The organism is Saccharopolyspora elongata, from assembly GCF_004348985.1.
Taxonomy (GTDB): Bacteria; Actinomycetota; Actinomycetes; order Mycobacteriales; family Pseudonocardiaceae; genus Saccharopolyspora; species Saccharopolyspora elongata.
In genome coordinates this window covers 31,351-46,527 of the sequence record NZ_SMKW01000075.1, presented here as the reverse complement: position 1 = coordinate 46,527, position 15,177 = coordinate 31,351, and the positions used below count along the sequence as shown (strand labels likewise).

12 protein-coding genes are annotated in these 15,177 nt (G+C 68.7%); 5 read left to right on the top strand and 7 right to left on the bottom strand.

Annotated elements, in window-relative coordinates:
- Window positions 1-217: 217 nt before the first annotated feature.
- Complete coding sequence (locus tag E1288_RS36810; protein ID WP_165968454.1) at window positions 218-1,054, bottom strand: MBL fold metallo-hydrolase; 837 nt, start codon at window positions 1,052-1,054, stop codon at window positions 218-220.
- A gap of 37 nt (window positions 1,055-1,091) precedes the next feature.
- On the bottom strand, window positions 1,092-2,375 hold the full coding sequence (locus E1288_RS36805) for an MFS transporter (protein WP_165968453.1): 1,284 nt from the start codon (window positions 2,373-2,375) through the stop codon (window positions 1,092-1,094).
- Window positions 2,376-2,683: 308 nt separating this feature from the next.
- On the opposite strand from E1288_RS36805, the gene E1288_RS36800 reads away from it, so the two are divergent.
- Both E1288_RS36800 and E1288_RS36795 read left to right on the top strand, forming a co-directional pair.
- Window positions 2,684-3,001: an aldehyde dehydrogenase family protein gene (locus E1288_RS36800; RefSeq protein WP_207954759.1), complete on the top strand. Its 318-nt coding sequence runs from the start codon at window positions 2,684-2,686 to the stop codon at window positions 2,999-3,001.
- Window positions 3,002-3,325: 324 nt separating this feature from the next.
- A complete protein-coding gene (locus E1288_RS36795; protein WP_165968452.1) occupies window positions 3,326-3,523 on the top strand; it encodes a hypothetical protein in 198 nt (65 codons plus the stop codon).
- Between the two features lie 36 nt (window positions 3,524-3,559).
- On the opposite strand, the gene E1288_RS36790 is transcribed toward E1288_RS36795, so the two are convergent.
- Window positions 3,560-4,201, bottom strand: coding sequence for a GntR family transcriptional regulator (locus E1288_RS36790; protein WP_132493304.1), 642 nt, complete (start codon window positions 4,199-4,201; stop codon window positions 3,560-3,562).
- Between the two features lie 116 nt (window positions 4,202-4,317).
- On the opposite strand from E1288_RS36790, the gene E1288_RS36785 reads away from it, so the two are divergent.
- Genes E1288_RS36785 through E1288_RS36775 form a run of 3 tightly spaced genes read left to right on the top strand, consistent with a single transcriptional unit; the run spans window position 4,318 to window position 8,448 of the window.
- Window positions 4,318-5,643, top strand: a complete 1,326-nt coding sequence (locus tag E1288_RS36785) for an MFS transporter (RefSeq protein WP_235884070.1) — start codon at window positions 4,318-4,320, stop codon at window positions 5,641-5,643.
- Entirely contained in the window at window positions 5,643-7,268 is a 1,626-nt protein-coding gene (locus E1288_RS36780; protein ID WP_132493303.1) for an N-acyl-D-amino-acid deacylase family protein, read from the top strand. The genes E1288_RS36785 and E1288_RS36780 overlap by 1 nt, the downstream gene beginning before the upstream one ends.
- Before the next feature lie 40 nt (window positions 7,269-7,308).
- On the top strand, window positions 7,309-8,448 hold the full coding sequence (locus tag E1288_RS36775; protein ID WP_132493302.1) for a mandelate racemase/muconate lactonizing enzyme family protein: 1,140 nt from the start codon (window positions 7,309-7,311) through the stop codon (window positions 8,446-8,448).
- Between the two features lie 148 nt (window positions 8,449-8,596).
- Here the strand turns inward: E1288_RS36775 and E1288_RS36770 are convergent, their stop codons facing one another.
- From E1288_RS36770 to E1288_RS36755, 4 genes are all read right to left on the bottom strand, one after another.
- Window positions 8,597-11,350 carry a sensor domain-containing protein gene (locus tag E1288_RS36770; protein WP_207954758.1) on the bottom strand — a complete coding sequence of 918 codons (2,754 nt, stop codon included), beginning with the start codon at window positions 11,348-11,350 and terminating at the stop codon, window positions 8,597-8,599.
- Between the two features lie 482 nt (window positions 11,351-11,832).
- Complete coding sequence (locus tag E1288_RS36765; protein WP_132493301.1) at window positions 11,833-13,050, bottom strand: cytochrome P450; 1,218 nt, start codon at window positions 13,048-13,050, stop codon at window positions 11,833-11,835.
- Between the two features lie 13 nt (window positions 13,051-13,063).
- Window positions 13,064-14,248, bottom strand: a complete 1,185-nt coding sequence (locus tag E1288_RS36760; protein WP_132493300.1) for a cytochrome P450 — start codon at window positions 14,246-14,248, stop codon at window positions 13,064-13,066.
- On the bottom strand, window positions 14,245-15,084 hold the full coding sequence (locus E1288_RS36755) for an SAM-dependent methyltransferase (protein WP_165968451.1): 840 nt from the start codon (window positions 15,082-15,084) through the stop codon (window positions 14,245-14,247). Before E1288_RS36755 ends, E1288_RS36760 begins: the two co-directional genes overlap by 4 nt.
- Between the last annotated feature and the right edge of the window lie 93 nt (window positions 15,085-15,177).

Sequence of the window (15,177 nt, the reverse complement as noted above, 5' to 3'; positions counted from 1 at the left end):
GTCGCCTGATCGGAATGGGTCCGCTGGTGGCGACAACGCAGCCGTGCAACGACAATCCCCGGTGCGAACCCCTCGATGAGGGGATCCGCCAGCCAGTGGGTGGGTGAGACCTTCTTCGACTGCAACAGCGGATGGTTCTGAAACCCGGAGCCGCCACGGGCTCCTGCCAATGCCCCGAAGGTCGGCAGGAGTCCGCACCAGCGTCGGTTGTGGCGCCCTACTCGACGGGAATCCGCATCAGGTCCCGGGCGACGAGGATCTCGCCGTCGAAGTGGCGGCTCGCCTGCCTGACCCATTCGTCCTCGTCGAGGTCGTACGGGATGAGGTGCCAGAGGACGAGGGTGCGGATGCCCGCCTGCTTCGCGATCTTCCCGGCGCTTTCGGCATCGGTGTGCGCGCGGGCGAAGTGCCGCTGCAACTCGGCGACCCCGGCGTTCGTGCCCGCGAGCAGCCGGTCGAGGTGGTTCGGCGAGTACACCTCGTGCACGAGGACGTCGGCGCCCCTGGCGAGTTCGGCGACCTGCTCGGAGGCGGCGGTGTCGCCGGACACGACCACCGAGGCGTCATCGGCGTCGACCCGGTAGGCGAAGGCGGGCATCGGCGGATGCAGCGCCGTGCCGGCGGTGATGGTCATCGTCGGCGTGGTGATGACGACCCCGGGTTCCTCCACTTCGCGGAGGCGCAACAGCCCGGCGAGCTTCGGCCTGCCGAGCAGCTCGCGATGCTCGATGTCGGGCCTGCCGGCCTCCAGGAGCAGTTCGACCATTCGCGCCAGCGGCGGCGGTCCGCACACGTCGACGGGGCTGACCAGGCCCGCGGTCCACGCCAGGTGGAGCAGGGCCCCGAGATCCGCGTTGTGATCGACGTGGTGGTGCGTCACGAGCACGGATCGAAGGTTCCGCAGGCGGAGGCCCGCCGCCACCAGCTGCCGCGCGACGCCGTTTCCGCAGTCGATCACGTGGATGTCGTCGCCGCGCACGATCGCCGTCGCGGGAGCGGATCGTTCGCGGTTCGGCTGCGGTCCGCCGGAGCTGCCCAGGATGACGAGTTCCATCTTCCCTCTTTCCAAAACGGTTGTTCGACGACGTGGTTCAGCGCACCTCGGTCGGAGCGCTCGCTTCGTGGACTGGTGCGGCATCCCGGCGCGGAATCGCGTTCGACGCCGCGAGGCTCACCACGGAGATCGCCAGGAGGTAGGCCGTCACCGACCACGACGATTGCGTCGTCGTGAACAGCGCGGAGGCCACCAACGGCGTGATGCCGCCGCCGAGCAGCGAACCGATCTGATAGCTGATCGATGCACCGGAATATCTGACTTCCACGGGGAAGAACCCCGCGGTCAACGTGCCGATGGGTGCGTTGGTCACGGACAGGACGAGCCCCATCGACACCATGAACAGCAGGATGATCGGCTCGTTCCCGGTGTTGACGATGGGGAAGAAGGCCAGGCACCAGACGAGGCGGATGACCGACCCGTGCACGAACACGGCCCGCAGGCCGAACTTGTCACCGAGACGCGCCCAGAACGGCACGGACACCAGCCATGCAGCCGAGCCGAGGATCACGCACCCGAGCACGAACGGCCGGCTCAGGTTCTGCGCGGTCGTGCCGTACGACAGCACGTAGACCATGAAGATGTACGCAGCGGTGCTGTTGCCGACGATGACGAGGGTCGCGTGGATGAGCGGCTTCCAATGCTGAGAGAAGACGACCGCTGCCGGTGCTCGGTCGACCTGCTTGCGCTGCGCGGTCCGCACGTACTCCGGACTCTCCTGGACGTGCACGCGGAGGTAGAGACCGACGGCCACGAGCGCGATGCTGATCAGGAAGACGATTCGCCATCCCCATTGGACGAATTCCTCCTTCCCGACAACTGCGAGGCAGCCGAGGAACGCGCCGTTGGCGAGGATGAGCCCGGCCGGGGTGCCCAGTTGCGGGAACGAGCCGTAGAAACCCTTCCTGTCCTCGGGGGCGTGCTCGAGCGTGAGCACGATGGCTCCGCCCCATTCGCCGCCGAGACCGATCCCCTGGACCAGTCGCAGGAGCACCAGGAGGACCGGAGCCCAGATGCCGACGTCGGCGTAGGTGGGCAACGCTCCGACCATCGTGGTGGCCAGGCCCATGAGCAGCAGGGACACGATCAGCGTGTTGCGCCTGCCGGCGCGGTCTCCGAAGTGGCCGAAGATCACGCCACCCAACGGGCGAGCCAGGAATCCCGCGGTGAGCGTGCCGAACGCGGCGATGGTGCCCACTGCGGGATCCAGCCCGGGGAAGAACTGGCTGTCGAACACGAGCGCGGCCGCGGTGCCGTAGAGGAAGAAGTCGTACCACTCGATGGTGCTGCCGATCGCCGATGCCCAGGCGACCTTCCGCACTGAGCCGTTCCGCGATGTCGAGCGGCCGGGATCTGTTGTTGCCGAACACATCTCCAGGAACCTCCGTGGTGACGAGCCGGGATCAGGGAGCGTCGCCGGGTCGCGTCGAGGATGTGCCGAGGATCCGGCGGAAGCGAATGCCCATCTCGTCCGGGGCCATGTGGTGGATGCATAGCTGCAGGTCGCGACGATGTTGTCGGAGCGCCCGGGGCGCCATGGCGGCTTGACTTCCGGCTATGCGGACTGGGTATGGCTCGCGCTGAAAAGCGCATTTGATCGCTATCGGCGCGGCGGTCAGATTGGAACGCATGACGGCACAGCACGGGCTCTGGACGCGCAACTTCGTCGACGGGCAGTTCGTCGAACCCGACACCGATCGCGGTTTCGAGCAGGTCGAACCGGCGACGGGGCGGCTGATCGCCCGGGTGCACGAGGCGGATGCCGCGCTCGTCGATCGCGCGGTCCAGGCCGCTCGCCGGGCCCTGGCCAACGGATGGGCGGACACCCCGGTGCGCGAGCGGGCCGCGCTGCTGCGCCGCGCCGCCGACCGGATCGAGGAACGGTTCGCGCGGCTTCGGTGTGGACGAACGACCTGCGCCGTGGACATCGCGTCGCGCAACGGATGAACGTCGGCATGTCCTGGGTGCGCGCGTCTTCGTATGTCGGTACTTGAGTTCCGTTGGGGTGACGGGTTGATCCCGGTCGGACCAGCAACCGCACCTTGCGGAGCACGTCCCGGGGCAACCGGTGCGGGCAGCGCTGCCGGGAACGCCCGATCGCTCGGGGTGAATCGCGTTCTTTGCTTGCCGAGTTGGCGTTCCAGCACCGTGATCTGATGACGCAGGACGAGGACCTCTACGTATTTGTCCCGATCGCTCATAGGCAGCAGGCGCAGCATGGCGAACGCTTTCGTACGGTCGATCATCATGTTCGCGCCCACCGTCAGCTGCGTGGGAGCGCCGACTCGAGCGACCACGACCGGCGCCCCTGAAACCGCTCCGACCTGCTCACGCGGCCCGCACCACCGCGAAGCGGTCACCGCCGCGCTCGGCGAGGACAACGTCGACCAGGCCGAGGCGATCGTTGCCGAGCTGGCGCAGTGCCTCGCCCGGCGGCGGCGATCACCTCGGATTCTCGGCAGACTCTGATGGCCGTCGCAGCGGCACGCTGCTGACGTCGTGCCGTCAGTCGTCGAGGTAGGTGCCGATGTGCTCGGTGATCTCGGCCTCGGCGCGTTGCGGGTCGCCGGAGCTGAGGGCGTCGAGGAGTGCGCGATGCTGTTCGACCACGGCGTGCGGGCTGTCGTGGTGCGGGGCGTCGCGGAGGAAGTATGCCCGCACCCGAGGCTGGATCGTGCGCCAGATCTGCAGCGACTGCGTGTGCCGCATGGCCGCGATCACGGTCTCGTGGAACGCGACGTCGAGGTCCGCGAGACGTCGAGCGTCGAGCGGGTGGGCCGCTGATTCCATTTGCTGAACGATCACCTCGAGCGCAGCGCGGAGCTCCTCGTTCCCCGCCTTCGCCGCATCGCGGAACGCCACTTTCTCGATGACGAGGCGGATCGGCACGAGAATCTCGGAGATCTCCGTCTGGGGGATCTCTGCGACGACGGCGCCGCGATAGGAGTGCGAGACGACGAGGCCCTCTCGTTCGAGGACCATGATCGCTTCGCGGACCGGTCCCCGGCTGATGCCGTAGTCCGCAGAGATGTCGCGCTCGACGAGCCTTTCGCCGGCGGCGAGTTCACCCGAGGCGATGCGTTCGCGCAGGTTGCGCAGGACCCAGTCGCGCCTTGACTCGGGCGGCGAAGCAGGCAGTGCCGACATCGTGCAGGACTCCTTGGTTGGGCTCCTCAGCCTAGCAGATGGCCGATGGTTGACCATCTGCCATTTGCGGCCTACTGTCAGCGTCTCGTCAGGGAGTCCCGTGGAGAGGCTGGGCAATGAAGCTAGGGACATCAGCACGGCAGAGGCGCACGGACGCCGGACATCGAGTACCGGGCAAGGTCACGACCGCGGCGGTGCTGGGGACGGTGCTCGAGTGGTACGACTTTGCGATCTACGGCGCGATGGCCGCTGTCATCGGACGCCTTTTCTTCCCGACGGACGATCCGACGGTCTCGCTGCTGGTGGCCCTCGCCTCGTATGCGGTGGGGTTCGTGTGCCGCCCCCTCGGTGCGATCTTCCTTGGTCGTCTCGGCGACCGTGCCGGCCGTCGGAGCATGCTCGCTCTGACGATGGTGATCGTCGGCGTCTCGAGCCTGCTCATCGGTCTGCTCCCGACGTACGCCTCGGTCGGCTTGCTCGCCCCGGCGCTGCTCGTGGCGTTGCGGATGATCCAGGGCCTGGCGGTGGGCGCCGAGTGGACCGGCGGGGCGACGTACCTCCTCGAGCACGCACGCACTGGTCGGCGTGGGTTGTTCTCAGGCATCGTGCAGGCATCGACGGTTACCGGGTTCCTGCTTGGGACCGGCATTGCCACCGTCATCGTCCGAGTCATACCTGAGCAGACAGTCGACGCGTGGGGGTGGCGCGTCCCGTTCCTCGTCGGCGGCGTCGTCGCGGCGATCGGGCTGTTCGTCCGCCTCAAGCTCGACGAGTCCCCGGCCTACCGAGAGCTCGGCGAAGACGTTCGCTCGCATCAGCAGAGCACGAACGATGTCCCTGCCTCCGACGACGAGCGGCGAGCACCAACGCGCCGCAACTGGTTGCTCGTGCTCGGCATCGTCTTCGGCGTGACCCTCTACGGGTACACGGCGACCAGTTTCCCGGCGTTCCTGGCCGGCATCGACGCCCTTCCGCTGGCGGACGCCCTGACGACCAACGTCGTAGCTCTGCTGATCGAAGTGCCGCTGATCATCGCCGCGGGCGCCCTGTCCGACCGTGTCGGACGCAAGAAGCTGATGATGGGCGCCATGGCGCTCTTCGCGCTCGGCACCTACCCGGTCTTCGCGCTCGTCGCCAGCGGCACCTTCGCCGGTGCCCTCCTCGGCCAGGTCGTCTTCGTCGTCCTGTTCGCCACGGTCTCGGGCCCGATGGCGGCGATGTTCATCGAGTTGTTCCCCACTCGGGTCCGTTCGACCGCGTTCTCCAGCTCGTACAACATCGGCGTGGCGGTCTTCGGCGGCACCGCGCCCTTCGTGAACACGTTCCTCGCCACATCGACCGGCGTCGACGTCGCCCCAGCGTTCTACCTCACCTTCGGGGCGCTGATCTCGCTCGCCTTCCTCAGCCGCGTGCGCGATCGTCACGACCAGGAGCTCCGCTGATGCCCGCGGTCATCGCTCCCGCGGTCGACCTCGTCCTGCTCGGCGGGAAGCTCGTCGACGGCACGGGCGCACCCGCACGGGTGGCCGACATCGCTGTCAAGGATGGGCGAGTAGTCGCCGTCGAGAGCGGCCTGCGCGCCGAGGCGGGGCAACGCATCGATGTCACGGGGCTGACCGTTGTCCCCGGTTTCATCGACCCGCACAGCCACAGCGACTGGTCGGTCCTCGGCAACCGCGACGCCCAGAGCACCATCCGTCAGGGCGTGACGACCGAGGTCGTCGGCAACTGCGGCGTCACGTACGCACCCGTCGCTCCGGCCGGCGTCGACGCAGCCCGCAACGCGCTGAGCGCGTACGGGTACGACGGAGAGGTCACGTGGCGCCGCTTCGCAGATCTGCTCGACGTCGTGCATCGCCACGGCGGGGGAACGTCTCAGAACCTGGCGTGGTTCGTCGGGCACACGGCTCTGCGCGATGCAGCCGAGGTGCGCGGTACCGGCGCCGACGCCGGCGGCATCACGCGGATGGTCCGACACCTCGAGGAGGCGATGGACGCGGGGGCGCTCGGGATGTCGAGCGGCCTGGAGTACGGCTCCGGGCGTGATGCGACCACCGATGAGCTCACCGGCGTCGCCGCCGCGCTCTCCCGGTACGACGGCATATACGCCAGCCACATCCGCAACCGCGACGCCCACCTCCTCGACGCAGTGGATGAGTTCCTCGCCATCGCGCGGCGCAACGACCTTCGTGCGCAGCTGTCGCATCTCAACGTTCGCCACGACACCGGCGCGTCGCCGGATGCCTGGCACGAGGCGGTCGGCCGACTCGCCGCCGAGCGAAAGGCAGGGATGGACGTGCTTGCCGACATGACCCCCTACCCGCACGGCATCGGCCTCGCCACCGGCCTGCTGCCGGGATGGATTCTCGCCGACGGTCCTGCCCAGACCGCACGGCTACTGGATGACGCCGGGGTTCGGGGCCGACTGCGCGGCGACTGCGACCGGTACTGGCGGTTCGTGCACAAGGGGCAGTGGGACCGCGTCGTCCTCGCGACCAGTCCGGCGACACCGGAACTGGAGGGCCTGTCCTTCCCGCAGATCGCCGAGCGCCGGGGACAGGACTGTTGGGACGCGTTCTTCGACGTCCTCCAGGCAGCCGGGGCGGACATGCACGCCGTACAGCTGATGGGTCGATTGTTCACCCCCGAGCACGTCGCCGAGGCGATCGCCCATCCGCTGTTCTGCCTCGGCGTCGACGGGTTCACCAGCCGCACCGACGGGCCTCTCGCCGAACGCACGCGCCACCCGCTCTTCTTCACCGGCCACACCCACTACATCGCCCACCACGTCCTGCAGGCCGGCACCCTCACCCTCGAGGAGGCAGTGCGGAAGATGACCTCGATGGTCGCCGACCGCTTCGCACTGAGCGGGCGCGGGCGCGTCCAGGTGGGAGCACACGCCGATCTCGCCGTGCTCGATCTCGAGGCCCTCGCAGCACAGGACACGTTCGCGTTCACCGGGCGCTACGCGGCCGGGGTACCCCACGTCATCGTCAACGGCCGGCTCGTCGTCCACGAAGGACAGCACCTCGGCACCCGTGCAGGGCAGTACCTGCCGCGAAGCTGACCACGCATCAGAACACCACTACACCGCGAAAAGGGAAACAGTGAAGATCATCGACGTCAGGGCCACCGGACTGCGCGGCGCGACGCCCGAAGGAGGCTGGCAAGAGGAGCTGACGCAGGACGACGTGGTGCACACCCTCGTCACCGTCCACGCCGAGGACGGATTGATCGGCATCGGCAGCGTCTTCACCAGCGAGAACCTGGTGCGAGGCGCGCTTGAGGTGCTGCGTCCCCTGATCATCGGTTCCAACGCGCTGGAGCCCGAGCGCACCAGCGAGCGGCTGCACCGCACCACGTTCTGGATGGGGCGTGGCGGATCGATCACACACGCCATCAGTGGCATCGACACCGCGCTGTGGGACATCCTCGGCAAGGTCACCGGCCAACCGGTCGGCCGCCTCCTCGGCGGCCGCTATCGCGAACGCGTCCGCCCGTACGCCTCCCTGCTCATGGACCAGCCCGAACCGCTGCGCGACCACCTGCTCCAACTGCGCAACGCCGGCTGGACGGCGTTCAAGATCGGCTGGGGACCGTTCGGCCGCACCGATGAGCGCCTCGACGAGCGCATCGTCGCCGCCGCCCGCGAGGCCATCGGTCCCGACGCGATGCTCATGGTCGACGCCGGCGGCAGCGACAGCGCTTGGGCCCAGGGATACAAGTGGGCCCTGCGCACCGCACACATGCTGCGCGACTACGACGTCGCCTGGTTCGAGGAACCCCTGCCTCCGGACGCGCTTGACGATTACACCCACCTGCGCCGCCTCGCCCCCGTCGCGATCTCCGGTGGAGAGGTGCTGACCCGCCGGCAGTCGTTCCACCCGTGGATCGAGGCCGGCGCGCTCGACATCGTCCAGCCCGACGTCACCAAGGTCGGCGGCACCAGCGAGCTGAGGCGCATCGGCTGGGCGGCCCACGACCACGGTGTCAAGCTCATCCCGCACGGCTGGAACACCGCCGTGGGCCTCGCGACCGATCTCCAGCTCGCGTCCGCGCTGCCCGACACGGATCTCGTCGAGTACGTCACCGGATCGCCGTACATCGACGACATCACCGCTCGGCCCTGGCAACTCGACGACGACGGCATGCTCGCCATCCCCGACGAACCCGGCCTCGGCATCGACCTGGACCCCGCCAAACTCGCCCAGTACACCGACGCCGCCCACCTGCTGGGCGCAGCATGACGCGCCCGGTCCGCACATCAGACAGGAGAGCACGAACCGCCCCGGTCCTGGTGGAGACGCGGTGGGCGGCGGTCGCACCGTCTGACGGTGCGAGCGCGAGCCGGTGCGCGGAAGGGCACAGTTCCGGCCACTGTGGACACCGGAATGCCTACGGGGTCCAGCGGTTGTCGAGGAGTTGCTCGATGGGGGCGGGTTTGCCGATGTAGAAGCCTTGTGCCTGGTCGCAGCCGAGGCGCCGGAGGAGCTCGAGTTGCTGGGCGGTTTCGACGCCTTCTGCGACGACCGTGAGCTTGACCGCGTGCGCCATGGCGATGATGCTGTTCACGATGGCCTCGGCGTCGGGGTTCTCATCGATCCCGGTGATGAACGATCGGTCGATCTTGAGGGCGTCCAGGGGTAGTCGTTGGAGCTGGGCGAGTGAGGAGTAACCGGTCCCGAAATCGTCGATGGCCAGCCTGACCCCCAGTCGGCGCAGGTCGCTGAGCACCTGCGCTGCCGCTGTCGGGTCGTGCATGAGGGCGCTTTCGGTGACCTCGAGGCAGACGGCGCTGGCGGGAAGCCCGGCTTCGGCAAGGGCTTCGTGCACGTCGTTGTGCAGGTACGGGTCCTCGAGTTGGCGCGCGGAGAGGTTCACCTTGAGCCGGAGGGCGAACTGGTGCCGGGTGCGGTGGGCGGCGAGTTCACAGCTGGCCATGCGCAGCATGTGCGCGCCGATTTCGTGGATGAGGTCGCTTTCCTCGGCCAACGGAATGAATTCTGCAGGCGATACCGTGCCGTACAACGGGTGCGTCCACCGCAGCAAGCCTTCCGCTGCGACCGTCTGCCCGGTGCCCAGGTCGATGATGGGCTGGTAGGCCATCCAGAGTTCGTCCTTGTGCGCCGCCTCGCGGAGGTCTTGCTGCAGGAGGAGGTGACGCTGCAGGCGTTCACGCAGTTGCACGTCGAAGAACGCGGTTCGGCCGCGGCCGAGCGTTTTGGCGTGGTACATGGCCACATCGGCGTCGCGGAGCACATCCGCGGCGGTCCGGGGATCACCGGGTGGCGCCAGCACGATCCCGATGCTGGCATCGACATGCAGTTTCCTGCCTTCCACGCTGATCGGATCGGTGAGGCTCCGGCGCAGCCCTTCGGCGAGCAAGCGGAGCTTCTTGCGATCGTCCTCGTCGTGGGAGATGACGACGAACTCGTCACCACCAAGCCGGCCGACCACCTCGCCCTCGCACACCAGCTGCCGCAGTCGTTCTCCCACAACGCGCAGTACTTCGTCGCCGACACCGTGACCCAGTGAGTCGTTGATGACCTTGAACTTGTCCAAGTCGATGAACAGCACCCCGGTAGGGCGCGTTCGGTGCGCGGATCGCAATGCGGACTCGAGGTGCCGGAGCACCAAGGTGCGGTTGGCCAGGCCGGTCAGCGGGTCGTGCGTGGCCTCTCGCTCCAACCGTTCCCGGATGGTCCGGGACTCGGTGATGTCGGTGAACGAGATGACAACCGGGTGCGGCGCGTCGTTGTCCGGCGTGAGCGATCGCGAGGCCACCGCGAGCCACACGCCGCGTCCGTCGCTTCGCCGGGCGCCGAGCACTCGGGCGTTCTGCGGGACTCCGGTGCGGCGGGTCTGCGTTGACGGGCGAGCGTCAGGCGGCAGCGGTGCCCCGGTCTCGTCGAACAGCGGCCAGGCTTGGAGCGGTGAGCCGACGAGCTCCGCACGGGTGGTTCCGAGAATGTGCGCCGCTGCAGGGTTCGCCGATAGGACGAGTCCCTTCGCATCGGCCACGATGACGCCTTCGTCCAGCGCGTTCACGACGGTGGCGTAGTCCTGTTCGGCCCGCCGTCTTGCGGTCTCGTCGGCGCACACCAGGACGAAGCCGGATGGCATCTCCGCAGCGGAGACGCGGATGGCCAGTGCGGATCCGTTGGCGTGCAGGTGCCGCGCTTCGGTGATGCCACCAGCGGCGAGCAGTGCCGCGGGATCCAGCGGCGCGCCGACCACCGCACCGATGTGCTGGCCGAGGGCCCGCTCGGCGGGCCTCCCGTAGATGGCCGCTGCCGCCCGGTTCCAACTGGTCACCACCCCTTCCCGGGTGGTGGCGATGATGGCGTCGCTGACGTGCTGGACCAGTGCGGCCTGGTGGTGCAGCGCGACCTCGGCCGTCTGGTGGGCCGTGACGTCCCGCTGGATGACCTGGAACGCGGGCCGGCCCTCCCAGTTGATGAGCACCGCCACCGACTGGACCGGAATCGTGCTGCCGTCGAGGCGCTTCATCTCGACCTCTGCCGGCATCGCGGCCGTGCCCGGGGTCGTCAGCACCGCGAGCCGTTCCTGGATGCCTGGAATCGCGTGCCCGGCGATGAAATCGGTGATCGGGCGACCGACGATCTGCGCGCTTGACTCAGCCGCGAGCATGCGCGCGGTAGCGGGGTTGGAATAGACGACCATTCGGTCTTGGTGAACCCAGATCGCGTCCGGACTGCGCTCGACGAGGAGCCGGTAACGGGCGGCCAGGTCGGCCCTCGCCTGCCGGTCCTGGTGTCCCTGCGTGACGTCGGTGGTGATTCCGAGCAGGCCACCGGTACAGGTGTCCCCGACCATGCGGGCGCGGGAACGAAGCAGCCGCTCTTCCCCGGTCGCCGTGGTGCAACGCTGTTCTTGTTCAAGGACCTCCCCGGCCGGGGCCGAGCGGGCGGTCGCGATCAGGGGGCCGATGAGCTCGATCAGCCGGGCGCGGAGGTCGTCGCGGGTCGCACCGGGCAGGCCCAGCAAAGCGTCCAGGCCGGCCATCCAGGTCGGCTGATCACTGGCGAAGCTGAACGACCACGGGACCGCCTCGTTCAACGACCACACCGCATCCAGAAGCTCGCGATCAGATGCCGCGAACCCATCGGAATCATGCCGCTCGGTCATGGTCCTCCGGAACCGCCAGGAAAGGATGGAGATATCTGCCCGATTGGAATACCCGCTTGCTCGGGCAATCTTTCATGACGTGTCGTCATTTCTAGACGTGCTCCGGTGTGCTTTTCAAGCCGAGTTCGTTCAAGTCCGAACTTGACCGATTCGGTACAGGATTGGCGCTGTGCCCAGCGGAAACTGTGCTCCGCGTGTGACGGCAGGGAGGCTCGGGGCCAATTTCAAGCCAAGTTGTGAATCGTCTTACGAGTTCTGCTGCCGGTGTGACGCGCGGCCCCGACGCGCCTGGCCGTGCTCAGCGCACGGAGTCCGGCGAGATCAACCGCGGGTGGAACCGCCACACCCACGGGCTGTTCCCTTTGTCGGTCATGCTCTCCTTCGCAACGGAATAGTCGGCAGAAGCCGACACGCCGCGGCCCGTCGGCGATGGACGGCGTGGTGACGACGCGGGCCTAAGCTCGGGCCTCCCCGCATGGGGCTCAGTCCCAGGCCACCGGGAGCGACAGCACGCCGAAGATGCCTTCGTTGAGCTTGTAGCGGAGTTCCTCGGCGGGAACGGCCAGCCGCAGGCCCGGAATTCGCCGCAGCAGTGTGGGAAAGACGATCTGCAGTTCGGCCCGGGCCAGCGATTGGCCCACGCACTGGTGCGGTCCGAAGCCGAAGGCGACGTGCTGCCTGGACTTCCGGTGGATGTCCACAGTGTCCGGATCCGGGAAGGCCGTCGCGTCCCGGTTGGCCGACGGCGTCAGGGCCACGATCCCGTCACCGGCGCGGATGAGCCGGCCGCCCACTTCCAGGTCTTCGGTGGCGACACGGGTGGTGGCGAACTCCGAGATCGACAGGTAGCGCAGCAGTTCCTCGACCGCGCGGGAGGCGAGGCCTGCGTTCTCGCGCAGCGCGGCGGCCTGCTCCGGGTGCTGCAGGAGGGTGAGGACACCGAGCGAGATCATGTTGGCGGTGGTCTCGTGCCCCGCCACCAGCAGCAGCATCGAGGTGGTGAGCACTTCGGGCCGGGTGAGCTTGCCGGCCTCGTGCTGCCGGACCAGCCGGGAGACGATGTCGTCGGCCGGTTCCCGCTGCTTGATCGCGATCAGCTCGTCGAAGTAGCCCAGGATCGCCGCGTTGGCCTCCTGGGTCTGCTCGGGGGTCGTGTCGGCGTCGACCACGGCTCGGGTCCACTCGTTGAACTTGCCGATGTCGGCGACGGGCACGCCGAGCAGCCAGCAGATCACCGTGCTCGGCACCGGCAGCGCCAGCTCCGCGACCAGGTCCACCGGCTTCGGGCCGTCGAGGATGCGGTCCACGCGCTCGTCGACCAGCCGTTGGATGGCCGGTCGCAACGCCTTCACGCGCCTGATGGTGAAGTCCGCCGAAACCATCCGGCGGAGCTGCCCGTGTTCGGGAGGGTCGGTCCGGATGAACCCGGGGTGGAAGCCGACGTCGACCAGGGTGCGCTCGGCCGCGGAGATGATCGGGAAGCCGGGTTTCCGCAGGTCGGCGCTGACCCGCGGGTCGCGCAGCACCGCGCGCACGTCGGCGTACCGGCTGATCAACCAGGTCCGGCTGCCGTCGGGCAGGATCGCCGGGGTCACCGGGGCCTCGGCCCGCATCCGCCCGTACTCCGCGGGTGGGTCCAGCGGGCAGCCCGGTGGCCGGGCCATCGGGAACGCCGGGGCGTCGTGCTGGACGTTGGTCATCGCGTCTCCCGTTTCACCACGCCACCGGCAGGGCGCGCACGCCGTGCACCAGGGACTGCGGCAGGTACTCGATCTCGTCGAACGGCACGGCCAACCGCAGCGCGGGGAACCGCTTCAGCAGCGCCGGGAAGGCGATCTGCATCTCCAGCCTCGCCAGCGGCGCGCCGAGGCAGTGGTGGATGCCGTGGCCGAAAGCCAGGTGCGCGCCGGGAGCGCGCCCGATGTCGAACTCGTCGGAGCGCTCGTGAACCGCGTCGTCCCGGTTGGCCGAGCCCAGCGAGACGAGCACGAACTCCCCAGCGCGGATGAGCTGCCCACCAACGGTGATGTCTTCCTTCGCCTGCCGCATCGCCGCGTTGTTGACGACCGTCAGGATCCGCAGCAGTTCTTCCACCGCGCGGTCGACCGCGGCCCCGTCGCCCATGGCGTCGCGCAGCCGGGCGAGCTGTTCCGGATGGCGCAGGAGCAGCAACGTGCCCAGCCCGAGCATGTTGGCCGTGGTTTCGTAGCCCGCGCCGAGCAGGAAGACGCCGATGCCGGCGAGCTCGGTATCGGAGAGCTCTTCGCCGTGCTCGGCGACGAGCCGCCCGAGCAGGTCGTCGGTGGGATGGGCGCGCTTGTCGACGACGAGCCGCGCCATGTACTCGGTCGACTCGGCCCACAACGCGGCGGCGTGTTCCTCGCCCATTGCCAGGTCTACCTGCGCGGCGGTGCGCCGCTGGAACTCGGCGCGGTCCGCGTACGGCACACCGAGGAGTTCGCAGACCACCAGCGAAGGCACCGGTAGCGCGAACGAGCGCACGAAGTCGGTCGGCGAACCGGCTCGCGCCATCTCGTCGAGCTGGGCGGCGACGATCGACTCCACCATCGGCCGCAGCTGGTTCATCCGCCGAACGGTGAAGTTCCCCGCCAGCATGCGCCGGAGCCGGGTGTGCTCCGGCGGGTCGTAGAACAGCAGCACCCCGGGGCCGGGCGGCGCGACCTGGTCGTCGCCCGCGCCCGGCCGCATCAGCCGGGACGCGTCGACGCTGCTGAGCCGCTCGTCGGTGAGGACGTGGCGGGCATCGGCGTGCCGGGCGACGAACCACGCCGGTGTTCCGCTGGGCAGCTCGATGCGGGAGACCGGATCGTCCTCCCGGAGCCGCCGGAACTCCTCGCCCACGTCGAACGGGCAGAACCGCTGCTCGGCCGCGGTCATGCCGACACCGCCTTGCGCGCGGTGAGCACGACGTAGCCGGTGTGCTCCTGGGCGTGTTCGACGATCAGCGGAATCGCCTGCTGGACCTGCTCGGCGATCCGCTTGCCCTGCACCGAATCCACCGCGGGCCGGTAGGAGCCGATCGCGGCCAGGATCGCCTCGCCGGAGCGCCGGGTCTGCTCGGTGATGTCGAGGACCTCGGTCACCTCGAACCCGGCCTCGCGCACCAGGCCGGTCATCTCGTCCAGAGGCGGCGGCACGTGGTTGGGCAGCACGTCGACCGCTGCGTCCGGCACCGTGCCCGGCGGCAGCGGCTTGGTCTCGAAGAAGTCGGCGATGACCAGGAGCCCGCCGGGCCGCAACACCCGGTGCTCCTCGGCCAAGGCGCGCTTCTTGTCCGGCATGTGCAGCAGGGATTCCAGGGCCAGGACGGCGTCGAACTCGTCGTCGGCGAACGGCATTCCCATCGCGTCGGCGAGCTGGAAGCGCACCCGGTCGGCGACCCCGGCGGCAGCGGCGCGCTGGTCGGCCGCCTCGATCTGGCGCTCGGCGATGGTGATGCCGGTGATGTCGCAGCCGAGGGCTTCCGCGAGCAGCGTGGCGGGGCGGCCGGTTCCGCAGCCGACGTCGAGCAGCCGGTGCTCGGGACCGAGCGCCAGCTTCTCCCCGAGCAGCGCGGTCAACCGGTCCTGGGCGTCGGTCAGCGATGGCGAATCGATGCCATCGGGCCAGTACCCGTAGTGGATGCTCTCACCGAGCACGGCGGAGAAGAACTCCTCCAGCTGGTCGTAGAACATCGCGACCTCGTCCGCGGTGAACGTGCTCTGGTCGGTCAAGTCGGTTCGTCCTTCCATTTTGAGGTTTTTCCATCCTCGTTTTGCGTGGCGGTGCGGGTAGCGGAACCTCAGAGGCTCCCTGGACTGTGGGTG